The 22813-nt window shown below is 44.9% G+C and carries 22 protein-coding genes; 12 read left to right on the forward strand and 10 right to left on the reverse strand.

Translation table 11 applies throughout. The annotated features are described in order from the left end of the window. Positions 1-83 precede the first annotated feature (83 nt). The 3 genes from yiaA (at position 84) to DYADSP32_RS26240 (ending at position 3492) form a co-directional block, all read left to right on the forward strand. Entirely contained in the window at positions 84-479 is a 396-nt protein-coding gene (gene yiaA, locus DYADSP32_RS26230) for an inner membrane protein YiaA (RefSeq protein ID WP_149239986.1), read from the forward strand. Between the two features lie 235 nt (positions 480-714). Next, the gene (locus DYADSP32_RS26235) at positions 715-2130 is read left to right on the forward strand and encodes a M17 family metallopeptidase (protein WP_149239985.1); all 1416 of its coding nucleotides are present in this window, start codon (positions 715-717) and stop codon (positions 2128-2130) included. 147 nt (positions 2131-2277) lie between these two features. Next, on the forward strand, positions 2278-3492 hold the full coding sequence (locus tag DYADSP32_RS26240; protein ID WP_149239984.1) for an ATPase: 1215 nt from the start codon (positions 2278-2280) through the stop codon (positions 3490-3492). A gap of 120 nt (positions 3493-3612) precedes the next feature. On the opposite strand, the gene DYADSP32_RS26245 is transcribed toward DYADSP32_RS26240, so the two are convergent. Next, positions 3613-4692: a phosphoglyceromutase gene (locus tag DYADSP32_RS26245; protein ID WP_149239983.1), complete on the reverse strand. Its 1080-nt coding sequence runs from the start codon at positions 4690-4692 to the stop codon at positions 3613-3615. Positions 4693-5129: 437 nt separating this feature from the next. Here DYADSP32_RS26245 and DYADSP32_RS26250 point away from each other — a divergent pair, with 437 nt between their 5' ends. The 7 genes from DYADSP32_RS26250 (at position 5130) to DYADSP32_RS26280 (ending at position 12489) form a co-directional block, all read left to right on the forward strand. Next, positions 5130-6029, forward strand: a complete 900-nt coding sequence (locus tag DYADSP32_RS26250) for a hypothetical protein (protein ID WP_149239982.1) — start codon at positions 5130-5132, stop codon at positions 6027-6029. Next, a complete protein-coding gene (locus DYADSP32_RS26255) occupies positions 6022-6681 on the forward strand; it encodes a hypothetical protein (protein ID WP_149239981.1) in 660 nt (219 codons plus the stop codon). The genes DYADSP32_RS26250 and DYADSP32_RS26255 overlap by 8 nt, the downstream gene beginning before the upstream one ends. Further along, entirely contained in the window at positions 6671-7777 is a 1107-nt protein-coding gene (locus DYADSP32_RS26260; RefSeq protein ID WP_149239980.1) for a histidine kinase, read from the forward strand. The genes DYADSP32_RS26255 and DYADSP32_RS26260 overlap by 11 nt, the downstream gene beginning before the upstream one ends. Before the next feature lie 81 nt (positions 7778-7858). Continuing rightward, positions 7859-8518, forward strand: coding sequence for a response regulator transcription factor (locus DYADSP32_RS26265; RefSeq protein ID WP_149239979.1), 660 nt, complete (start codon positions 7859-7861; stop codon positions 8516-8518). 161 nt (positions 8519-8679) lie between these two features. After that, on the forward strand, positions 8680-9279 hold the full coding sequence (locus tag DYADSP32_RS26270; RefSeq protein ID WP_149239978.1) for a hypothetical protein: 600 nt from the start codon (positions 8680-8682) through the stop codon (positions 9277-9279). Positions 9280-9385: 106 nt separating this feature from the next. Beyond that, positions 9386-10114, forward strand: a complete 729-nt coding sequence (locus DYADSP32_RS26275) for a PKD domain-containing protein (RefSeq protein WP_149239977.1) — start codon at positions 9386-9388, stop codon at positions 10112-10114. Between the two features lie 347 nt (positions 10115-10461). Next, on the forward strand, positions 10462-12489 hold the full coding sequence (locus DYADSP32_RS26280; RefSeq protein WP_149239976.1) for a T9SS type A sorting domain-containing protein: 2028 nt from the start codon (positions 10462-10464) through the stop codon (positions 12487-12489). Between the two features lie 199 nt (positions 12490-12688). Here DYADSP32_RS26280 and DYADSP32_RS26285 read toward each other — a convergent pair whose 3' ends face one another. Continuing rightward, entirely contained in the window at positions 12689-13798 is a 1110-nt protein-coding gene (locus DYADSP32_RS26285; protein ID WP_414618072.1) for a c-type cytochrome, read from the reverse strand. 23 nt (positions 13799-13821) lie between these two features. Then, positions 13822-14859, reverse strand: coding sequence for a PQQ-binding-like beta-propeller repeat protein (locus DYADSP32_RS26290; RefSeq protein ID WP_414618073.1), 1038 nt, complete (start codon positions 14857-14859; stop codon positions 13822-13824). A gap of 367 nt (positions 14860-15226) precedes the next feature. On the opposite strand from DYADSP32_RS26290, the gene DYADSP32_RS26295 reads away from it, so the two are divergent. Together DYADSP32_RS26295 and DYADSP32_RS26300 are read left to right on the forward strand one after the other, a co-directional pair. Continuing rightward, on the forward strand, positions 15227-15520 hold the full coding sequence (locus tag DYADSP32_RS26295) for a hypothetical protein (protein WP_149239975.1): 294 nt from the start codon (positions 15227-15229) through the stop codon (positions 15518-15520). 101 nt (positions 15521-15621) lie between these two features. Next, positions 15622-16830, forward strand: coding sequence for a hypothetical protein (locus DYADSP32_RS26300; RefSeq protein WP_149239974.1), 1209 nt, complete (start codon positions 15622-15624; stop codon positions 16828-16830). Between the two features lie 52 nt (positions 16831-16882). Here DYADSP32_RS26300 and DYADSP32_RS26305 read toward each other — a convergent pair whose 3' ends face one another. The 7 genes from DYADSP32_RS26305 to DYADSP32_RS26335 form a co-directional block, all read right to left on the reverse strand. Beyond that, positions 16883-17812 carry a serine hydrolase gene (locus DYADSP32_RS26305; RefSeq protein WP_149239973.1) on the reverse strand — a complete coding sequence of 310 codons (930 nt, stop codon included), beginning with the start codon at positions 17810-17812 and terminating at the stop codon, positions 16883-16885. A 32-nt stretch (positions 17813-17844) separates the two neighbouring features. Further along, positions 17845-18741 (reverse strand): carbohydrate-binding family 9-like protein, encoded by an 897-nt coding sequence (locus DYADSP32_RS26310; RefSeq protein ID WP_414618074.1) that lies wholly within the window; start codon positions 18739-18741, stop codon positions 17845-17847. A 65-nt stretch (positions 18742-18806) separates the two neighbouring features. After that, positions 18807-19322, reverse strand: coding sequence for a GNAT family N-acetyltransferase (locus DYADSP32_RS26315; protein ID WP_414618075.1), 516 nt, complete (start codon positions 19320-19322; stop codon positions 18807-18809). 40 nt (positions 19323-19362) lie between these two features. Next, the gene (locus tag DYADSP32_RS26320; protein WP_149239971.1) at positions 19363-20913 is read right to left on the reverse strand and encodes an AMP-binding protein; all 1551 of its coding nucleotides are present in this window, start codon (positions 20911-20913) and stop codon (positions 19363-19365) included. Continuing rightward, positions 20897-21121, reverse strand: coding sequence for a hypothetical protein (locus DYADSP32_RS26325; RefSeq protein ID WP_149239970.1), 225 nt, complete (start codon positions 21119-21121; stop codon positions 20897-20899). Before DYADSP32_RS26325 ends, DYADSP32_RS26320 begins: the two co-directional genes overlap by 17 nt. Continuing rightward, positions 21102-22112 (reverse strand): hypothetical protein, encoded by a 1011-nt coding sequence (locus tag DYADSP32_RS26330; protein ID WP_149239969.1) that lies wholly within the window; start codon positions 22110-22112, stop codon positions 21102-21104. Before DYADSP32_RS26330 ends, DYADSP32_RS26325 begins: the two co-directional genes overlap by 20 nt. Continuing rightward, complete coding sequence (locus DYADSP32_RS26335; RefSeq protein ID WP_149239968.1) at positions 22109-22780, reverse strand: phosphatidate cytidylyltransferase; 672 nt, start codon at positions 22778-22780, stop codon at positions 22109-22111. The genes DYADSP32_RS26330 and DYADSP32_RS26335 overlap by 4 nt, the downstream gene beginning before the upstream one ends. Positions 22781-22813 lie beyond the last annotated feature (33 nt).

Raw genomic sequence — 22813 nt, forward strand, 5'->3', positions numbered from 1 at the left:
ATTTAGCAATCGGTTTTTAGGATGATATACGTTTGTAATACTTTTGTCATAAATTGAACAAAAAATCAAACATCTCCCCAATCATGAATCAACAACCCTCAACCGCTTTCGTCGCCGCATCATGGATTGCGCTGGCAACAGGAATGGCCGGCTTTCTTGTCGGATTATGGCGTGCAGAAATGTTGCTCAACGAAAAAGGCTACTATTTTACAATATTGATGTATGGCTTGTTTGCTGCTGTATCGGTTCAAAAATGTGTTCGGGACCGCCTGGAAGGGATTTTGGTCACAGACATTTATTACGGAATCTGTTGGTTTTCCACGGTCCTGTCCATAGTGCTGCTCATCGTTGGACTTTGGAATGCGACTTTGTTGCCAAGTGAGAAAGGGTTTTACGCATTTGCGTTCCTGTTGAGTATGTTTGGAGCCATCGCCGTGCAAAAAAATATTCGCGACGCTCAGTCTTCAGAAAGAAAATAGAGCTTTGCAATGAAGAGTAGATTTGCTGCCGGATCTGATTGTGTTCAGATCCGGCATTTTTTGTAGGCATTAGGGTAGAAGTGACCATCGGAACAGTTATTTCTGCCCTTCACAAATGCATGATGGCATTTTAGGCTTTTGAAATCAATTAAATGTAGATCTTCGCGGGTAAAATTTAGAAAAGGGAGCGACTCTTTTTAGCTTTGACACCATACCGCTTAATCAGTAAAGAACTATGATCATCAATCAAACACACGAAGCGCCCGAAGGAATTCTCCTGCTACGTTCTTTTACCCAAGGTAATGAGCCGGAAAATCAGGAAATGTTTAAAGCCGAAAAAGGAGAGGTTTGGTGGTATTCTTCTCAGGAACTCTGGTTTGGACTTGGAAAAGCCCCGAAATTGCCCTCATTACTGAAAACCTTCCGGACACTTTTTTTCAAGCTTAAGGAACGTTGGCCCAATCGGATCGTGCTGGACGCGGTAAATTTTTCGCCGGAGCAAGTGGAGATTGTTGTGAATGGAATTATTCTTGGAGGATATAACCTGCAATTGTATAAATCTGAACCAAAAGAATTCAGTAGTTTCTTTGGAGAACAGGGCGAGCTTTTGGTTCTCACCGCGCAAAAGACTGAGCAGGTTGATAGGGCCATTTTGATAGCCAGGCAAACGGCCGAAGTCCAGCTCCGGATCATGGATCTGATGAATGCCCCCGGCAATTATAAAACGCCTGCTGTGCTTGCCTCCTGGGCACTGGACTCGGGCAAGACGTTTGGCTATAAGGTGACGGTTCTGGAAAAGAAAATGCTTGAAACGCTCAAAATGAGTGCCTTGCTATCGGTCAGCAAGGGCAGTGACGAACCTCCTGTGATGATCATCACCGAATATAAGCCGGAGCAATACGAAAAGACAATTGCACTGGTAGGTAAAGGTGTGACTTTCGATACGGGAGGGATATCCATAAAGCCATCTGCCAGCATGCATTTGATGAAAAGTGATATGGGGGGGGCTGCGGCCGTTTTGGGTATGGTGGAGCTCGCTGCAAAGATGAAACTCAATGTACATGTGATCGGCGTGATCCCATCTACCGAAAACTGTGTGGACGGATCGTCCACCAAACCCGGCGATGTGATCAACTCCTATGCGGGCAAAACCATTGAAGTCATTGATACCGACGCGGAGGGAAGATTGATCCTGGCTGACGGTCTCAGTTATGCCATACGGCAATATCAACCCGATGTAGTGATTGATTTGGCTACATTGACGGGAAGTGTGATCCAAACCCTTGGCTATGAAGCAGCGGGGCTGTTTACTGCCAATGATCAGCTTGCGCTGGACCTGGTAAAAGCAGGTGAAGATACGGGAGAGCGACTGTGGCGTTTGCCGATCTGGGATGAGTACAAAGAGGAAATTGTGTCGGATATAGCGGATCTTAAGAATTACCATGGAAAACCTCTTGCGGGAGCCATTGTAGCCGCTAAATTTCTCGAGGCGTTCACAGAGGAGCACACATCATGGGCTCACCTGGATATTGCAGGAACCGCGTTTGGGGATAATGATTTTGCGCCCGGAAGGGCCGGGACTGCCTATGGGGTTCGGCTGCTGAGGGCTTACCTGCAGGGTGTGGAAATCGGGGAGGCCCATGTTGACTGATCGTAGGCGACACCCGATATTGCCTTACTTTTTCCTGTATAATTGTATTATGTCTTGTCAATTTGGTTCTTTTTGTTAGTTTTGAAAAGCAGCTTTCTCTTGCGACTGCGAGATTATATTCACACATTCTGCAACATCTAAGTTTTTATGGGTAGACCATTAACTTTTCTATGTATTTCAACCTATTTTAAAGGAAACGACTTTCTCAAAGCTTGTAAGGAGGAAGGCAATACGGTGTATCTGGTTACAAACAAAAAGCTTGAAACCAAGCCTTGGGTACGTGATCATATCGATGAGTTTTTTTATGTTGAAGAGAATGAGGCAGGCGAGTACGACATGAATCAGATCATCAATGGACTGGCTTATGTGATGCGGACCCGCCCGGTGGACAGGGTGGTGGCATTGGATGATTTTGATGTTGAAAAGGCAACACATTTGAGAGAGTATTTCAGAATTCCGGGAATGGGACAAACAACCGGCCGGTACTTTCGCGACAAGCTTGCCATGCGAACCAAGGCCGCAGAATCGGGGATTCTGGTTCCTGGGTTCTCCGCCCTTTTCAATGACGAAGCGATCAATGCGTTTATAGAAAAATACCCCGGTCCATGGATGATCAAGCCGAGATCGGAGGCATCTGCTACCGGGATCAAAAAAATGCACAATGCCGCGGAGCTTTGGCAAACAATCCTGGATCTTGGAGACAAGCGACATGCCTATCTGGTTGAGCAGTTCAAGCCGGGCGATGTATATCATGTTGATTCCATTTCATACAACAGCCGGGTGATTTTTTCCTGGAATAGCAAATATCTGGCGCCACCTTTTGACGTGGCGCATGGAGGCGGGATTTTCAGATCCGTCACCGTACCGTTTGATTCTTCCGAGGAACACGCTCTTGAAACCCTGGCTGTGGATGTGCTGAAAGCTTTCGGTCTAAGGCATAGTGCTTCTCATACCGAAGTGATCCGTTGTCATGACGACGGGAAATACTACTTTCTGGAGACATCGTCACGGGTTGGAGGGGCCAATCTGTCCGAAATGGTGGAAGCTTCCTCGGGAATCAATCTCTGGAAAGAATGGGCAAAAATGGAAACAGCGGAGGCAAAGGGTGAAAATTATAAATTGCCACCCGTAAGAAAGGATTACTCAGGGATCATCATTTCACTGGCCCGGCAGGAGTGGCCGGATCTGAGTGTGTTCAACGATCCTGAAATCGTGTGGCAAATGGATGAGCCCTATCACGTGGGCCTTGTGGTCAGATCCCCTTCACGCGAACGGATTATTGAGATTCTTGACAATTATGCGGCAATCATCCAGCGGGACTTCCATGCTTCAGCTCCGGCCCCTGATAAACCTGCGCACTGATGTGCGGGGGCGATGAGGATAAATAGAAGCGATCGGAAGAAAGTTTTAGGAGATTCTGCGCTCGTTGCTGGCAGGTACCCTGTTTAGTACTTTTTGGACATTTCTATCCATCAAGCGGTGTTATTTTCTGAAAATTGAAAAAATAGGTGTCATGGCCTGATGGGTTTCCGGTTTGAAGTCGAAACCGAGAAGCGCCGCTGTGGTGGTGGCAAGCTGTGCCAGATAGTACCTTCCTTTTTCAATGAAAATCCCCTGAGGTTTAGTGTCGGGCCCCATGGCTGCGATCCAGACCTGTCCTGAATCTTTAATTTGAGGTCCATGACTTGTCCATTGGTTCTTGATTATATCCCCACGGCCATGATCGCAGGTAATGAGGAGTGTGGTTTTGTTTTTGTATTGAGGAATTGACTGTATCAGGTTCCACAACTCAGATATCATTTTGTCCTGTGCATAGGCAGTGTGGAGATATTGGTCATAATTACCATCATGTGCAAAAGCGTCTGTTTCGCCCAATGCCAGGAACAGCACTTTAGGCTGGAAAGCTTTTACGTATTCTCTGGCAGCAAAGTAGGTCAACAAATCCGGCCTTTCCGTGGTAGGTTTTGAGGTAAGGCGTTGCATCTCATTGAGAAGTCGGAACTCGGCGGAACCGAATGCAAGAGAATCTGAGTCAGCGTTAATATAAACTTTACTGTTATCCCGGTCCATTAACGCCGGAAAAAGATCCGAGGTGGCGAACACGGCCACTTTCCCTTCATATCCTTTTTGTTTGTTGATAAATTCCAGTACATTCTGAGATTTGCTGGTGACAAGTCGGTTAGAGCTTATTGCCGGATCGGCATAACCTGTGAGTATCTCGCTAAAGCCGGGGTAAGTCATTTGAAAAGGATTCGAAACATCTGCAAAGTTTTGCAGATACCTGTTACCATACATCTGCCCTTGTTTTGCCACAGTTTTCCAGAGAAAAGGGAATAGTTTTTCTCTGCGCACTTTGAAGTCGTTGTCCCAAAACTTCTTATCAATTTTTGCCTTACTTTTTGTAAATGCAGGCCTGTTGATCAAGGCCGAATCTGCACCAGCGAATACCTCCTGCCAGCGCAGCCCGTCGAGCACCACCACCACAACATTTTCGGTTTTGGGTTTTTGGGAAAAGCTGAAGGTGGGGATTGCGCTAAACAAAAGAAGGCAATAGAATTTCATGATTGCGGGGCTCTTTCAGAACGTACAGGTTGCAGCAAATACTACCCAAAGTTAGCTGGTTTGGGCTATTTTTCTGATCAAAATCATTGGGTTGTAATGTGATTGATTGGGAAGAAGGGAAAGCGTAATAATCAAAAGCACCCATTAAACTTGCTTTCAGGACAAAAAACCGGATTTGTAGAATTAATACTTGCTAATATACTGGTAAACAGGTATTGCATAGAGAGGAGTTGGTTTTGATATTTGTTACATAAAGTTTCAGTTGTGTGGAAGGGATCCGAAACGAACCAGGAGACTTGTCTTTAAAATCGCATATTTATGCGGTTTTAAAGAGTCGGTGCATGCTGTATTTTTGACTGTCGAAAAAGAGATGATGGCAAGGAACACTATCCCTAATCATTCAATCATGTTAAACCTAACCCAATACTCTATTTATTATGGTACGCTACACAGAAGAATCTGTTCCAATAGAAAGCCACGGTCTTGATCCCATTAGCTTAGAGCTGGCTAATCGCTTGATAAAAGGCTTTAAAGATTTAAACCGGGAGGGATTGGATACATCTTTTAATGCTATGTTTCTGGGTCCCGATATGGTGGATTCGTTACTCACGAATAAAAGAATTGCAGTGTCTGATTTTGATGGGTATAAGTTTAGGTTTGGTATCGACTCAAATCGGAAAATTGTATTATTTGTTCACAGGGAAAAGGGGGAAATTATCGGGAATGAGGAGGTGTATAAAAGCGTATCAGATTATCACTACGTATATGACGCAGAGAATGATACTTTTCATCGTGTTAAAATGTCCCAAATTTTATCTGAATCAGTTGACGATGGGGTTACGCTCAAGTTAATTCCAATGATAAGCGCAGAGTATAAGGCATTCAAAGGTAATTTTGACCGGCAACTGGAAATCACAAAAGCGCTTTCGACCATCTTTGTGGTAGAGAGTCAGGGTGACCAGGGTGAGAGACCTCCTGTCCCAGCGTTCTATTATTCAATTGTGGGGTACTTTTTAGGTTTGGGAATACTGAGGCATATAAGGCCGTATGATACCAATAGAGGGATTAAAATATTTTTTGGTTATGGGCCTTCAACAGAAAATTCGAGCTTCAGTAATTTTCATTTGATTGTAATTAATGCAGAAAATGCTGATGAGGATATTAACAGGCACAATGGAAGGATTTGGGCCACATACGATGTGTCTCAGCACTTGGGGATATACGAAGTCGCCGAGGGTCAGTCAGGTATTCCCCCCTGGGGTGGGATTAAGTACATAATAAGTGGTGGTAGCTCTTGTGTTAGACCGGAAGAGAAGGCGACAGAATCGGATGGATGATTTTTTTAAATTTTTAAGCAGTTACTTTATCTACCTTGCTTTGCCGGTGATTGCTCTGGGACTATGGAAATGGCAAGTGCTGGATGTACATTTTAGGGTGGCTGTTGTAAAATCAATTTGTTCAGGCTCCATTGGGATACTCTCGTCTCATTACAAAAGCGACTTTTGGTTTTTTCTGAACGGGCTGGTTGGCGTTTTGCTGTTTGCGATATTCTTTCAAGGTTTGTTGAAAGGGGTATTTTCGGTGTTGATCTGGCTTTGGGCAGGGTTGATCGTAATTATACTGGTAGGCGCGTTCCTGGTTGTCGAAATTGACCATTTACAGCTTTACGTATTCATCCCTTACGATTTCTTTATCATCACATTTTGCCTTATTTATATTTCCAAACATTTGGAGGACATATCCTCTGCAAGTCGGAAGCCTTTGTTGCTCTTGGTAATGGTAACACTTTCCGACTTTTGCTTTAATCTTGGACTGGATATCATTACACACTTTTTAACCTCATATTTATCCGACAGTTTTATAAATCTGCTTTGGGATGGAATTGTTCCACTGTACATTGTGCTGAGTATTGGGTTTACCCTGTGGATTTTCATATCGGTAAGGCCTAAAATTCCTGAACTTACTCAAATGCCGGATCTTGAACGCTAGAAAGAAATTAGTTTTACTTCTTGTCTATTTCCTTGGGGGCGAAGGTGTCTTTCCTTTCTCAGTGTGCGGGCAAGATATAAAGGTTTACAGTGTAAAAGTTGGCAATGGTAGCACCGATTCAGTTTTCAAGGTTAATGCGAAGGACATGGTTAAGCTCGGTTACAAGCAGAATAATTTGTTATTTACTTTCGGAGATTCTGCGGATCGGGAGCAAGCAAGATATTCGTTTCAACTGGAGGGGTTAGAAAACGTATGGCATGAGCATGTGGAAAACACCTCTGTTTTATATGCTAATCTTTTTGGCGGGACTTACCATTTTAAGGTACGGAATGTGCATTTCCCCGATAAAATTGCCTCGGTTGCTTTACATATTGAAGAAGCCTTCTGGCAGGAGCCCTGGTTTGCCCCGATGATTGCGGCGTATGGATTATTAATTTTAGGTATCATCGTGTATTTTTTCAGGGTATACCACTTTCGGAATGAGATTCGTATGCAGAAAGTACGCAACGAAATCGCTTCCGATCTCCACGACGATGTGGGGACAACCCTGAGCAGCATCACATTTTTAGGTGAGTTGGCTAAATCCAAGTTTGATAAAAAACCGGAGGACATTCGGCCGATTTTGGAAAAGATTATGGCTGAATCTAAGGAAATGATGCAAACCATGCGCGGAATGGTGTGGACTATCAACCCGCAAAACGATAATGCAGAGGACTTTTTTGATAAGGTAAAAGCATTTTCAGAGGCTATACTGGGGTCTAAAAACATGCAATTGACTTTTTCTGTGCGAGGTGTTGAAGACAAGGATCTGGATCTTGAAGCGCAGCGTAATCTGTTCCTGATCTTTAAAGAATCCGTTGTTAACATAGGTCGTCATTCTGAGGCGACCAACGTGAAGATCATTGTTCAAAGGGAAAAGGATCATCTGTGGATTTTGATTAAAGACAACGGCAAGGGATTTGACCGGGATTCCGGCGCTGATGGAAACGGTTTACGTAATATTAAAAACCGGGCCGGCCAGATTGGCGGTGATCTTTCCGTAGAGTCGGAAGCGGGTAAGGGCACGCAAATAAAAATGGTGATACCGATCACATAAATTCGCTATTGACAAGCCGATTTGAAACCTGCACTTTTGACTTTTTATACCTGATGTAAAGATCACTTTAAATTTTCGGCCATGATCCGTGTAGCGATTTTTGATGATAACAAGACCTTTACGGATAACCTTGCGCTGATGTTTCAGGGGAACGCCGACTTTCTGCTCTCCGGAGTTTTTCCTAATGCGTTGAATGCGCTCCAAAAAGTTGCCAGGGCCAAGCCAGACGTAGTCATCATGGACATTAAGATGCCGGAAGTGTCCGGTATCGAAGCCGTGAAAATTATCAAAGCGGTAAATCCCGGTCTGCAAATCCTGATGCAAACGGTATTTGAGGATGAAGACAAAGTTTTTGCTGCGATCTGTGCAGGTGCTTCGGGCTACATTCTGAAAGGCACAGCCCCCGACGAAATTCTCGAAGCCATTGCAGAAGTATACGCAGGAGGGTCACCCATGAGCCCGAGCATAGCCCGCAAGGTATTGTCCTTCTTCCGCTCTGTTCACCAGCCCGAGCCCGAATTTTATGATCTTTCAAAAAGAGAAAAGGAAATCCTGAAATGCCTGGTGGACGGGCAGAGCTACAAGATGATCGCGGAAACGTGTTTTATCAGCATCAATACGGTCAATTCTCACATTCGTAAAATCTACGACAAGCTGCACGTAAACTCTTCCCAGGAAGCCGTATCCAAAGCGCTGAGACAGAAGCTGATTTATGGGAGTGATTTTGAGGGGGAGAAGTAGGTTGTTAACAAGACAATCATATCGGATTTGTGCATGACCGGAGTTTTTGACTTCGGTTTTTTTGTGCTCAATATCATGATTTTATGCGATTTACCGGAGTCGTTTATTTGAGGAACTTTGAAATGTTAAACAAATTCTTAAATCCTTAAACTTTTTAAATTATGGGAACCAAATTGTCATTGAGAATCCATCGTGTAAAATGTGTAGATGAAACCGGTGGCCGGTGGGTCGAAAAAATCGGTAACGACGAAATTTATCTCGGCGGATTTTCTATCATGCCCAATGGAGATACTTCTCCCATTTCTGTAATCCCCATTTATCCTCATTTTGATGATGGTGATGTCAAAGTTTTCAACCCGCCAAAGCACTTTTTCACTTTCAGCGTACCACAAACATTTCCCGCGGATTATGGTATTGGCCTGGTGTTAATTGAAAAGGACAACGGAGGCGGAGCCTCGTCGGCGATATTACAAATTACACAGAAAGCGCAAGAGCTCATTAAGGACAAATTACCTATACCTGCCGCTGGTGGCATATTGGGAACCGTCTTGACCACCGTTGCAGCGCCACTTTTAAGCTACATTCTTGGACGAATCGTTGCTGGAATACGGGATGACCTGTTTCCTCCGCAAATGGTGGCCGTATCACTAACCAATAGCAATCATAATTGGTTTGGAAGCAATAATTCAACCGAGAAGACTTTACGGGTCTCGGGTCATGGTGGTATTTATGAACTTACGTACGACTGGGAGTTTGTTTAAAACAAAGTAGGGGGTGGCTCACTAAGAATCATCCCCACTTATATCCGTAATACGTTTCCAACAAAATTTTATAAAGTATAGATTCTAAATTATCAACTACAACACCATGGATGACCGTGCAAAAAATGTTGATGAGCGTAAATCAGAGAGTTCATCTGAATGGAAAATAAAGGATGTTGTTGTTCCGATCTTTTGCGTAATCCTTGGCGCTGCCCTTCCAGAGACCTTAGACGCGATAAAGAGATGGTTTACAGGACCAATTGTCGCAAATTTTGAATATTACAGTGAAGGTAACGAAGCAAAACTGGCTATCGTACCGAAGCCGGTAATCTTTAAAAATACCTCCAGAAATGCAGCGAAAATAAAATGGATATTCCCGGATGGTTCAACTTCTGATTCAAACACGGTAATTCGACAGTTTTCCTTTGCAAGTTCTTATCAAGTCAAATTACTCGCCTATTCGGAAAACAATGAAGTAGTGGACCAGCAGATTCAAACTTGCACAATTCTAGCTGACTTGCCTGAAAATTTGACTTCTATCCATCTGAAACGACCTGTTGAAACTTCCCAAATACCCTATCTCGATTTAAGTATACAGATTGGCGGGGCCAGGGGACATTTGCCCGATGCGGCAGGTTTTCAGATTAACGAAATACCAATGGGTAACCAGCGTTACCGAATATATGGACGCGCAACCAGGCATTTGTCTCATATGAATATCAGCAGTTGTGATATTAACAGTGTTGGAACAATTCACATCATGCCAGGAAAAACTTATCAAATTGGTTGGATTGATTTCAGTAATTGTGCAATGAAACTGGAACAGGTCGACTGATTATATTCCTAATAAGCAGGAGGCGGGAGGAGTCTCGTTTTACCAAAAAACAGCTTCACTACCGCTCTCTTAAATATCATTATCCTCTTCCTGCCGGTAATAATCACCTATTTATGCTATTGTCGTATCTCATTTCGTCGCCGAACTTTGGAATAAGTTAACACGATGTGCTGCTGTGATATGTTTTATTTGTTTGAGGGCCTCCACGGTGCTTCACAAGGAAATTGAACACCCTGTCTCCCTACGTATAGCATTACTCGGTTGGGGTTGTAATTATCTGCAGTTTACAAGAAAAGTGCGTTTTTGCCCATTTTTGAATCAATTATTTCTCTCAAAACTCTATTTTTATGAAAGGATCATTATTATCGCTGCTTATTTTGCTTGCCATTGGTAATGCAAGTGGCCAGGTCGTTTACTTTGTTTATGCCTCGGAGCCTTCCGGGATGCTCGTTTCGCCCAACACCTTTGCCAAGCCCAACACAGCTACTGTCAAGTCCGGGCAAAAAATTGTTCTCAATGGTTACTACGATCAGGGCCTTGCGCTTTGGTATGGAGAGGGACTGCCTGCAGATGGAGCCGTTTTGGGGACATCTGTACAACTGATCAATACCGGATCCGAAAATGTTACCAGGACATTCAAGGTAAATAACAGTAGCACAAACGCCATTACTGTCACGGTTTTGCCGCAACAAGGGGTGGCCGAACCCACCCTTTCGGTATCAAACTATTGCCTTCCTAATCCTGTATTTACAGCTGTGGGTTGCTCCGGATCAGTCAAATGGTATACCCGTTCGACAAATCAATACAATCAGGTTACCAAAACAGAAGTAGCTGGTGCAGTAAATGCCGCCTTCACCGCTACCATGCCGAACACTTATTTTGCATCTTGTACTGTAGAAGGGGTGGAAAGTTTTGGAAGTGAGGTTATTGTTGTAGGGGCGAGCGGTGTTCAGCCAGGGATTTTTCTGAAATCTCCTCATCCTGAAAAAACGTACCCGAATGCAAAAAGCAATATTTGCATGTGGTCGGACTACACCCTGGAAGCTTCCGGTCTCGGACTAGAAGATGGCACCGTAACCTGGTACGAGAAGGTGGGCACAGATGCTGTACATGACATAGGTAACGGACAGATTAAAAACGTTAAGATTACAAATCTCAAAACGAATTATTACGCAACTTTGGAGGTTCCTGGCTGTGCGACCAAAACCAGCCCCACACATGAATTTGCGGTTCAAGCCCCTTCATCATTGGCAACTGGTGCAGAAAGAAATTTTAAAGCTCACGTGCAGAGCATGAATATTCTGTCCGATGACAATTGTCAGTTTATTGCCGGCTTCGCCCCTAGCGACAATAATAACGGAGTGAACGTGATGCTGGGCAAGAATATTACCGCAAGGGTAACCAGAGATATGTCTGTAAAATCCTATAATGGGCAGCCCTATCTTCAGCGTCACTTCGATCTTGAGCCCGATAATCCGGCAGAAGCACAAAACGCAAGGTACTCCATCGTGATGTATTTTACTCAGGAGGATTTTGATGCTTTTAATGCGGTAAGCAGCGTGAAGCTGCCGTCGAACAATAGTGCCGAAGAACAGCAAAAATTGGCAAATTTGAGGATCTGGCAAGCTCATGGTACACCATCATCGCTTCCAGCTACGCCGGGAAACTATACCGAGGGGCCTGTGACGGACTATGGCTGCGTTGCATGCAGGAGTGCCAGCTGGAATGATTCAAAGGGGTGGTGGGAGGTGACATTGAACACGACTGGTTTCTCTGGTTTTTTTATTACAGCCGAAGGAGCCACCGCCCTACCGGTAACCCTCCTTAATTTTAAAGCCAATAAAGCAGAAAATGAGGTAGTCTTATATTGGCAGACAACCGAAGAATCTAACAGCGATCGCTTCGAAATCCAGCGGAGCACGGACGCGAAAAAGTGGGATAGTGTAGGGGAGGTAAGGGCCAAAGGTGAGAGCAAGCTGATTGCGAACTATTCCTTTTTGGATCCGCTTTCCTTACTCGAAAGGCAACCGATGGCTAACAGCCGGCAGTCGATGGACTTGTACTATCGTCTTAAAATGCTCGACCTCGACGGCACTTTCGCTTATTCCAGGATTGCTTCGGTCGATTTTCATGGAACCGCAGAAATTAAGATTTTCCCAAACCCGGCTGTCGGAGCGTTGCATTTTACAAGTGATACGCCTGTAGTGGGTTATAAGTTTATGAGTCTTGCCGGAATAACCATTTTTGAAAAAAGGGAAATTGAGATAGTGAGGGAAAGCATCAGGTTGTCTGGTATTCAGGAAGGCGTTTATCTGTTGCGATTGACTCGGAAAGATGGTACAATTTATACCAAACCGGTTATAATTACCAAATAATCAATACTCCCCCGCTACTGACCAGAAAGTGGGGGAGTATAACCAGTCCAAATGGTCATTTTAAAATCGTGATGTATTCCTATGGTTTTGATTTTTCAGAACAATGTGACTGAGCTTTATTAGGAAACATGACGCCAGACAGGCCCCCCACGGAGCTGTTTTCTTTTTTTTTGATCACCGCAAAATAGTACTTCTCACATCACGGAAGACCGAAAGCCATCAAAAAACCTGATGGGTTGTCCTTGTTGCCTCCAACAGATAGTGCAACATATTGTTTACCATTTGCCATATACGTACAAGCGGTTGCGTTTGCCACACCCGGCAACCTGGTTTGCCAGAGCAGTTTTCCGCTGTTTTTGTCAAACGCACGAAGCTTCTGATCATTGGTTCCGCTGATAAAGATCACCCCACCCGCTGTGACAATCGGGCCCGCTGAACCTTCCTGGCCCGTTTCCGGTCCGTTTTTGTCCTGATATTTCTCACTGTTTCCCAGCGGGATTTGCCATTCATATTCCCCTGTATTAAGATTGATGGCGTTTAGTGTGCCCCAGGGTGGCCTCAGGGCCGGATTCCCCTGAGGATCGCGAAAATGACCGTAGGCCGTGAGATTCAGATATTTATCCGCTCCCGCCTTCGTCTGGCCGGTTTCCATCTTCGTGGCTTTTCCTGAATTTTGTTCTCGTTCGTAGAGGAAGGCAATCATTCCTTTCTCTTTGCCTTTCACAACACTGGCAAACGCGGGCATTTTCCCTCCCCCTTTTTTTATTTTGTCCAGGGCAGCCTCACGAGTCATGCGGTTTTTTAGTCCAATCAGCGAAGGGTAATTGGGTTCGTCACCGTTTTTGTCCTTGCCATGGCAACTTACGCAATAGGTCATGTAAAGAGATTTCCCCTGCTGAAACACAGTCTGGTTTTTAGCTTCCTTTTCCTGATCCACTTTCTTCATGGATTGTATTTCGGGTGAATCGTTGGACTTGACAAAGAGGACACTGGTTTTTGGATCATAAGCAGCTCCACCCCATTCTGCACCGCCTCGGGAACCTGGCAGCATCAGCGTTCCCTTCAAATCCGGGGGAGTAAACAGGCCCTCGTACCGCATGGATCTGAATTTTTTCAGAATCGAATCGTGTCCGGCTTGAGTGTAACTGGTCAGATCCTGTTCGGTCATGGATTGCCTGGCAAAAGGTTTGGGTTTCAACGGAAAAGGCTGGGTGGGCCAGGCTTCTTCACCCGGTATGCGGGATGCAGGAACTTTACGCTCTTCTATCGGAAACAGGGGCTCACCGGTTTCTCGGTTCAGTACAAACACAAATCCATGTTTGGTTATTTGGGCTACCGCGTCCACTTTTTTCCTTGTCGTTCGATTGTAACAAGATTGGGTGGAGCTGGCAGATCGTAATCCCACAGGTCATGATGTACGATCTGATAGTGCCAGATATATCTTCCGGTTGCTGCATCCAGGGCCACTACGCTATTTCCATACAAATTTTTACCCTTACGATCTGCTCCGTAAAAATCGTAAGACGGTGACCCCAGCGCGAGAAAAACCATGCCCCGTCTGATATCCAGGCTCATCCCAGCCCAATCATTTACTCCACCCGCATATTTGTAGGCATCTTTAGGCCAGGTTTCATAGCCGGGCTCTCCGGGAAGAGGTATCGTATGGAAGGTCCATACCAGTTTCCCTGTTTTGCAATGATAAGCCCGGATGTATCCAGGTTGGGCTCCATATAGTTCAGACACCTCAGCTCCCATAATAATAAGATCCTGAAAAACGATTCCAGGGGAAGTTGGGATCACTGAAATGGTTTCTGGCGCGTCTCTCAATCCAACATTCATGCTTACCCGGCCATCGTTACCGAATGACGGGATGGGTTTGCCTGTGCGGGTATCGAGCGCAAATAGCAGGTCGCCACCGGTAACCAGTATTCTTTTATCATCTCCATCTTCCCAATAGGTTACACCCCGGCTCACGCCTCCACCTTCGGCTCCATTGAAAGGGTCGAAAGACCAGATTTGTTTGCCATTGGCAGCGTCGACGGCATACACCCAGTGTTTTGCAGAGGTAAGATACATAACGCCATCCACAACAATGGGATTGCATTCACTGGTGCCTGCACGTGCGCCTGACTTCATGTCTTTCAGGGGGAGCGTCCAGGCATGGGTGACATTTGCGACATTTTCAGTGTTGATCTGGCTCAGCGGAGAGTAACTGGAACTTTCCGGATCCGCTTTGTAAACACACCATGAGCGGTCGTCGGTGGGTCGGCGGGTTAAACTGGCAATAATCAACACAAAACACAGCAATAAGGAAGCCGCGCCTGCACTTTTCTTGTTGAAATTTTTAAACAATGTGGTTATAATCATCATACAGGGAGGAAGCGATCGTAGCCTGAGAACTATGGAATCATAACGGTTGGTGCTTCCCGTAGAAAAGGTTACCGTGAACGGATTTTACTATTCGGATTTTCGGGCAATCCTTTGGTATCTGTCCGACGGTTTTTGGTTAGGTATATATCGGTATCCGAAAGCGCTGTTGGCTAGCTGATATTACTTGTTCGAATGCGGACAGGGTTGTCCGATTTTGGGCAATTTGACTGTGTTTCTATTTTGTAATAATTTGATATTTAGTTGTTTATAGGTGCTTTTGTGAGTTGGTACAGGATTGTTGCTGAATGTTATTGTGTTCAAAATCTTGCATAATTGATTTCACTTTATTTAACCCAGGTACAATACGATGAGCCATATTGCTATACCCATTCCTAACCTGCCCTGGAAGCAGGAAATTAAAGTTGAGGTGACGATCAACGGTCTCAAGCAGCAGCTGCATTACCGGGTTGAACTGTTCTACTGGCAGGATTGTGCTAATCCCGTTGCACATCGTGCAGATTGTATCAGCGAGATGCTGGCACATCAGGATCCTGAATGGACTGTATACTACATTGGCGCCCCTAATGACGAATTTGTGCCCATTACATTTGTGAAGAGGGAAAGCAGGAATTTTCTGCAGAGTATATCCGCAACGGCATAATCAGGGATAGGCTGGGTGTCAATATATTATTTGCAACATTGTTGCGAATAATATATTTGTATTTCTATATTTGCAACATTGTTGCACTTAATAGAAATCGTATGAGAACAAAATTTTTCAAAATCCTGTTTATTGGTTGTTTTTCGGTGGGTCTTCTTTCCTGTGATAAGGAAAAGGGCAAAGAGGTTTCCCCCGAGCCGGACACCGAATTTAAGTTCATCCGTATCCTCGTGAATGATGAGATTACTAAGCAGGTTTCGCTTGTAGATCCGGTAACGCTCGCTGTTACAAATTTTGAGGCGCAGTATGCCAAAACCGCACTTTATGGAACTCAGGCAGGACGTTTTGGAGCGATAGTGGCTACTTCCAATAACCATCTTCAGCTTTTTGATACAGGGTTGGAAGGGCACGGGGATCATGTAGATGTAAAGGGCACGCCCAAGTTTGGAGCGCTTATTGGCGACAGCAATAAACCCACGCATTTCAAAAGCAAAGGAGATGAGATCATTACCTTCAATGATGGCGATGGTACGCTGAGCGTTGCAAAGCAGGGTGATTTTCATACACCCGGGTCGAAAATGAAGATTATCAATGCGGGTAACGTGGCTCATCACGGTGCTATGACGAAGTTCGACAATGGTACTTATGCCATTACCGAAAAGGATGGCTCTGTGGCTGGTTCATTGCCCGAACGGGTCAAAATTATTGATGCAACCGGTAAAACCCTTTTTGCATCTACCGTCCAGACGAAAGGTATCCACGGCAATGCCAGTGACGGAAAAGTATCACTCTTTGGATCATCCAGTGGCATATTGGTGGTGGAGTCTTCCGGGGCTCAGCGACTCGTTGCGCATCCGCAGAGTTTTGGAACCGCCTGGTTTGGGACGATTCTGGAAGGCAAGGGTGATGGGAAGTTTATTGGGTATTCAGCGGCGGTGGGGGCCTATTTGATAGATGTTAAATTAAATCAAATCACTCCCATTATTGAAAGTACGGATCTGATTCAGGTGAAAGTGGATTATGCAGGGAATCATCTGATCGCACTGCTACACAGTGGTGAAGTGAAAATATTTGACCTGACCACCAGCGCTGTTGTTAAAAGTGGATCCGTGCTCGTTGCGACTGCCAAAGATGAAACGCAGAAGCCACAGATAGAGGCGACATCGCGATATCTCTATATCACCCAGCCCAAAAGTGGGGAAGTTTTGCAGGTGGATATAAAGGATTTTACTAAAAAAACGAAAATTAAAGTTTCTCCAACGCCTTATCGGCTAGCAATTCTCGGAATTGAATCCAGTGAAGCACATTAGTCTTTCAAATCGGTTTTTGTTGGCCAGCTTTTGGCTTACAAAAACCGATTGCTCAAAACCACCAGTTTACTGATCCTTCAAGAGGCTTCCATTTGTGTCGGGGTTCGAAGTGATTCCAGACAATCTCTGAGATTTTACGTATCAATACGTAACCTTCATTGTCTTTACTCCATTGCTGATCTTCCTGATTTTTTGTGGTTACGCACAGTACATAGTCGCCATGAGGGGCGTGAATGATAACCGCCTCGGACTTAGCCTGGTTTACTGCCCCACTTTTGGCTGCTGTTTTAATATAGGGAGGTATTTGAGATAGTGCCTCGCCATCCCAAAACTGCATGCCCAGGTAACGATACATCCGCTCACTCGCCTCCGCACTGATCGCCTTTCCGTTCCGGATCATCGTGATGAGTTCAGCCATTTCACGTGGTGTTGTCTGCCCCCAGCCATACTTTGCCTGACCTTGCTTTCTGCCCGGTGTACGTGAGTTTACACGGGTGTTGGGAAAGCCGTTCACATCAAGCCATTGGTTTATCGTTTCGCCACCACCGGCCAGAGCCTGAAGCCACAGGCTACCCGTGTTGTCGCTCAACGATATCATCAGATGTACCACTTTGGGCAGGGCAATTTTTGTGCTATCACGAAACGAGCCTACCACACCATTGTCATATTTGAGAGAATCCCGGTAAACGAGTTCCTGGGCGAATTTAATCTCACCCCTGTTTATCTTATCGAAGATTCCGCATAGGATCGGTATCTTGACCATACTGGCTGTCGGAAATAAGGAATCAGAATGAATTGACACCACTCGGTTCGTTTTCAAATTACGCACGTATACGCCGGCGCTACCCTTGAAACCAGACATGGCTATTTCAATTTTTCGGGTAAGCTTTGTATCCATGGAGGTGTTGCCAACAGCGGATGGTTGTCCATAAGCATGGATGTTGATCAGGTACGAGATGAGAATGAGTAGATAATTTTTCATGTTAGAATCAAATTTTGGATCAAGCCAGGTGTTTATTTGGACGTATATTTTTGGCGATTCTTTTTCGGCTTGCCCGAACTGAAATGCAGATAGCCCCATGTTTCCGGAATGTGCATATTGATTTTTCCTTGAGGCGACCAAACCCAGTTATACTCCGGGATGATCTTGTTCGTCTGTGCGTTTCTTAAGCGGCTGTATTTGTTTTCTGTGACCGTGTGCTGCCAGTTTACACGCGAAAAATTCAATCGCCAGATGGCCCCATCATGAGGGATCGCCGCGGGAACGTCTTTGGTGCTCAGGGATTCCAGCGGAATCGCGATTTCCAGGGTCCATTGTTTATCTGTATCGGAGGGATTGTTAATTGTTCCTTCGATGCTAACCGCTGACTTCAAGTCTTTTATGTCCCATTTCAGATCTGCCCTCCCGCCATTACGGTAAGTTTTTGGCAAAAAAAGATCAAATGAATTGTTGATGGCATTAATTTCCAGCTCGTAGTAATTCTCCGAGTCTCCGTCAGGGTCTATGAATACTTCAAAGTCATTTTCCAGGTAAACAATCTGATCTTTTTTACTTTGATAGGCCCAGATATGTTGTTCTTCCATCACCGCTGCGATATACAGGTAGGTGTCGTCCCATACTAGTTTGGCACGTGTATTCTGGAGTGGCAATGGCTTTTTTGAACCCTCTATGTCGACAAAAAGATCCGTCCAGGGTGCCCTTTTCCAGGCACTTTCAGTCAGTTTTCCGTCGATATGAATGGGTTTATCGGTCCGGTAGCAGGTGTAATGTTTTTGCTCGTCATGGTTTTGACCCAGGCTTTTTATGGAAAATAGCATGGCAGCCACTAAACATGTCAGGCTTGCCTTTAACGTTACAGCTGACAGGGTTTTAGCCTTTTTTAGGATTGGGTGTAGGGATGCTTTTTTCAAAATTACATTGGATTAGGCGTTGAGGTTAAAAGGGCTCGGTTTTAATTTTAACAATCCGCACTGGCTCATATCGCTTTCTCAAAATAAAGTACGCCTTCATACGGATTGTAGTTGTATGGGGTCGTTTCTCTGAAACCGACAGATCTGTATAAAGCGACGGCGGCAGGCATTTTTGGGCCTAATGTGTCCAGTTTTACAACTTTGTAATCCAGCAGTTTGGCCACTTCCAACACTTTCTCCATCAGCACTTTTCCAATCCCTTTTCCCTGATATCCGGCCTGGATGTACATTCGTTTTACCTCACATGTGAAACTATTCTCAATTTGTCGTAATCCAACGGCTCCGATGTATTCCTCCTCGTTTTTTACAAGCAAAAGCGCACCGGTAGGGGGACCATACATTACTGGCAGGATAGCCAACTCGTCCTCGAAGCTCTGGAAGGTCAGCGTGAAATCCAGGGAACTGGCGTATTCTTTAAAGAGCCTCGCTCCCTGCTGATAATGGGCTTCTGTAGAAGAGCGGATGATGTTGTACATGAGCAGATCGGGAATGGTTCCGCAGACAAGATACCAAATAACCAAAAATGTCCGCTACAAACAACCGGCAAATATCAGCGCTCAGCTAGCGATTGATCAAAAGGCTATGCTTAATCATGATATTTTTCAATTTATCATAATCAATCTTCGAATGGTGCCGTGGATCACGTGGAATGCTCCTGATAAAAATGACATTTTCGACAGGGAATGGTAAGGCTCGGATCGCTGTTTCCACCGTGGTTTTTTGTGTAATATCGTTCAGCTCCACAACCACGCTCAGACTTCCCCGGAACAAGAGCACTGTTCCCAGTTCCACGCCTTCGAGTGCCTGCAGATAACCTTCATAGGTGAACGGTGAAATAATCTGTTCACCCAGCCGGATCAGTGCCGAGCATCGGCCTGTCAGATAGATATTCCCATTCGGACCAATATATCCGCTATCACCTGTACGATGCCAGCAGTCATGGCCAACAAAAATTTTGTTCTGTCTGCTCGCATTTTCATTATTGACATACTCACGCAATACATGCGGGCCGCTTACGATGATTTCACCAATCTCACCTGAGGTTAATTCCAGTCCGGTTAAATTTTCTTCTTTTTCCACCACGACCGGGTCGTTGGTAATGGAAATGATCTTTACAAGCGTATTTTTATCAATTTCCCCCACATTCAGGCCCCTTAGAAACTCGCCCTCTTTTTCCTGGATGAGCGTATTCGCATTGATGCTGCTAATAGGTTCCGCCTCGGTAGATCCATAAACGATTTTAATTCGTGCCCCTCTGAATGCCTGTATGTAAGTCTGCGCTTCATGCGGGAATACAGGTGCGCCACCCGTAAATATGCTTTTGATAGCTAGCTGGATATTATTCTTAATAACATATTTTGATAATTCTTTAATAAAAAATGGAGAGCCAATGATCGTATTGACACCAGTTTCAATGATCTGATTTGCTACCATTGCAGGTCGGAATGACGAAAGTTTCCCGGATTGTAGTCTGGTGATCACCGAGGTAACACCCAGACCCAGATTAAGCAGCAGAACCACAGGCAGAGCCGGCATACTGATGTCATTTTCCTGTAGATCAATAACTTCCGAAAGCGCCTTGAACTGTGCATGTAAAGAGCCATGCGTTCGCTTCGATGCTTTGGGTACACCTGTACTACCGGTGGTGAAAGTGATGAGTGCCGTGTCCGATTTTTGTACCTTCGGGAAGTGCTTTCTCTCTGTATTTGGTTTGTAATGTAATCCCAGATGAATCGGTATTTTTCGTAACTCGGATGAAAACAGGGCGAAAAACCTGACTTTGAGCCCGGCAACATATGCACGGCATCCAGCCATTTTGCAGCACTCCTCCATGCGTTTTCTGCTTACCCATTCATCCAGAAAAACAGCGGTGGCGCCTAACGTAAAGAGCGCAAGCACCGTTCGGTAAAGGTCAATACTCATGGGTATCAGCACAAGTACCCGATCACCCTTTTGGATTCCCTTTTTATGAAAATATGATGCCGCGGATGCAATCTCACCTTCAAATTCAGCAAACGTGATTTTTTTATGCTTATCAATCAGGCAGATCTTATTGGGATTGTTTTTTGCAGACTGATAAAATAAGTCTGTTATATTAAAGGGCTCGTCCATGAATCGCTTTGTTTTTGAGAAGTTTTTCTTTTCCAGACAGTGATTTTTCCTCATTTCCTACAATGGCCTTTATTTCAATGAATGACCAGTGCGTTTCACTCCTTCTTGATTGCCGTAAGTGCTGAAAACAACCATGGCTGATGTCCGCATCGGTAGTGCAAGTATGTACCCGCCTGCGTTTCAGTGCCCTAGCTGATCTTTTTTCCATAAAGCACATAATTTTTAAGGCGCCTGCCTGAAAAGTCCTTAGACAAATTTACCGAAGTTCCGTTGTTATAAATAAATGGATGAATGAAGGTTTCATATCCATCCAAAATGGCTTTTTGGTAGATCCTGTTGCCCATCACATGTCCAAGACCACGCCATTTTGGGTCGGGATGCCGCACCAGTGTTTTGAATATGAGCGATTTTTGGGTTTGATTGAACAGGTCATCCATGCATAAATAGTAGCCGATCATCGCTCCATCTGCATCTTCGGCGATAAGTGTGTATCCAGGGTTCAGAAGTGTTTTGACAGGTAGGTATTTTTTGATGAAGGCGCCTTTCGTAATGGGCGTATACAGGAAGTTTTGACCAAAAGCAAAGCTGTTAAATTCATGGATTTTCTCCAACTCCAGTTCATATTGAGAAAGATTAATCGGACGAATCACAACCCCTGCATTGGCTAAATCCACGTCTCTTTTCGCTATTTCAGGGTCAAAAACAGTTGGAATCTCGGAGATGTTTGAATGGTATTGTGCAATCACCGCAAAACCCGCTTTCAGAAAATGGTCGTTGTAGTATAAATGATGGACAGCTTCGGTGAAAAAATCGGGTTGGTTTTGCTCCGTACCGAACCGGTAATTGTCCCAGGTACTGCCATTCATGGGGCCGATCACATATTCTGCACCGTTTGCCCGGGCTACAGACAGCATATTTCGAAGCAGGTCAGAGCCGGCCGTGGCATCATCCACAGCTTCGTAGTTACCTATGCACCATGATTTTTTACCATTAAATGTCAGATATGGATTATCGTAAAGAGCAGCACGCGCCATTACCTTTCCATCCTGCATGAGCATATAGCCACTTTTCAGGAAATCCTCATTTATAGTTTCGGGAATCAGGAAACGATTACCTGATACCGGATAAATGGATTTTGGGAAATTCTTAAACAGTTGAAAATTCGGCTCGTCGGGTTTTGTGCTGATAATTGTTTTCATAGGATGAGGATAAGGTCCAATACGGCAACCATCGGAACGAAGATATTATCCGTGCCTTTTGTACTCATCGCTTCTACGGCTGCGGTAGTGGTTGCGATCAGAAATACAACGGGCAGGATGCTTTCCATGGAAAAATAGGGGGTAGGGCGGAAATAGAGACAGAGTATGGTGATTACACAACAGCTGATGAAAAATGCTAAGGAACCAGCCAATGTTTTCTTGCTTGCTCCGATCCTGTACCTGCCGAACGGATACCTTTTCCCGACGAGCGCGGCTACGGGGTCACAGATGGCAAGCGTGAGAATGGGCAAATAGAACATAATCAGACCTTTGTGTGCATAGCTGTACGCCAGATAGCATCCGTAAACGGCGATGGGGTATAATATGCTTCCATGAGAAACCCGGTCAATCGCGTTGATAGACGGGAGAAGTTTGAACCGCAGGCTTGCCAGGAGTAGGATTAGGAAACTACCACAGAGCAGTAGTACCTCCCAATGATTATGGAGCAGTAACGGGAAGAGCAGCGTGAGTATACCTGTGCCAACGTGTACAATTTTCCTCGTTATCTCCGCTTTGACTTTTCTGCTATGATAAAGAAATTCAGCAATGCCAAACAGACCCAGAAAGCTCAAGGCAAGAAGTAGTAGCGGTGTGATTGGATGCGGCATGATTTTCAGTTAGAGCGTGAAGCAGCGAATTTG

It is taken from the genome of Dyadobacter sp. 32 (assembly GCF_902506755.1).
Taxonomy (GTDB): Bacteria; Bacteroidota; Bacteroidia; order Cytophagales; family Spirosomataceae; genus Dyadobacter.

Coding starts and splice junctions, on each gene's coding strand:
- DYADSP32_RS26245 (WP_149239983.1), bottom strand. CDS start 4,692: ATGAAATTCTATTGCCTTCTTTTGTTTAGCGCAATCCCCACCTTCAGC.
- DYADSP32_RS26275 (WP_149239977.1), top strand. CDS start 9,386: ATGGATGACCGTGCAAAAAATGTTGATGAGCGTAAATCAGAGAGTTCA.
- DYADSP32_RS26320 (WP_149239971.1), bottom strand. CDS start 20,913: ATGGACGAGCCCTTTAATATAACAGACTTATTTTATCAGTCTGCAAAA.
- DYADSP32_RS26300 (WP_149239974.1), top strand. CDS start 15,622: ATGAGAACAAAATTTTTCAAAATCCTGTTTATTGGTTGTTTTTCGGTG.
- DYADSP32_RS26265 (WP_149239979.1), top strand. CDS start 7,859: ATGATCCGTGTAGCGATTTTTGATGATAACAAGACCTTTACGGATAAC.
- DYADSP32_RS26305 (WP_149239973.1), bottom strand. CDS start 17,812: ATGAAAAATTATCTACTCATTCTCATCTCGTACCTGATCAACATCCAT.
- DYADSP32_RS26335 (WP_149239968.1), bottom strand. CDS start 22,780: ATGCCGCATCCAATCACACCGCTACTACTTCTTGCCTTGAGCTTTCTG.
- DYADSP32_RS26290 (WP_414618073.1), bottom strand. CDS start 14,859: ATGATGATTATAACCACATTGTTTAAAAATTTCAACAAGAAAAGTGCA.
- DYADSP32_RS26325 (WP_149239970.1), bottom strand. CDS start 21,121: ATGGAAAAAAGATCAGCTAGGGCACTGAAACGCAGGCGGGTACATACT.
- DYADSP32_RS26240 (WP_149239984.1), top strand. CDS start 2,278: ATGGGTAGACCATTAACTTTTCTATGTATTTCAACCTATTTTAAAGGA.
- DYADSP32_RS26250 (WP_149239982.1), top strand. CDS start 5,130: ATGGTACGCTACACAGAAGAATCTGTTCCAATAGAAAGCCACGGTCTT.
- DYADSP32_RS26295 (WP_149239975.1), top strand. CDS start 15,227: ATGAGCCATATTGCTATACCCATTCCTAACCTGCCCTGGAAGCAGGAA.
- yiaA (WP_149239986.1), top strand. CDS start 84: ATGAATCAACAACCCTCAACCGCTTTCGTCGCCGCATCATGGATTGCG.
- DYADSP32_RS26255 (WP_149239981.1), top strand. CDS start 6,022: ATGGATGATTTTTTTAAATTTTTAAGCAGTTACTTTATCTACCTTGCT.
- DYADSP32_RS26235 (WP_149239985.1), top strand. CDS start 715: ATGATCATCAATCAAACACACGAAGCGCCCGAAGGAATTCTCCTGCTA.
- DYADSP32_RS26330 (WP_149239969.1), bottom strand. CDS start 22,112: ATGAAAACAATTATCAGCACAAAACCCGACGAGCCGAATTTTCAACTG.
- DYADSP32_RS26270 (WP_149239978.1), top strand. CDS start 8,680: ATGGGAACCAAATTGTCATTGAGAATCCATCGTGTAAAATGTGTAGAT.
- DYADSP32_RS26280 (WP_149239976.1), top strand. CDS start 10,462: ATGAAAGGATCATTATTATCGCTGCTTATTTTGCTTGCCATTGGTAAT.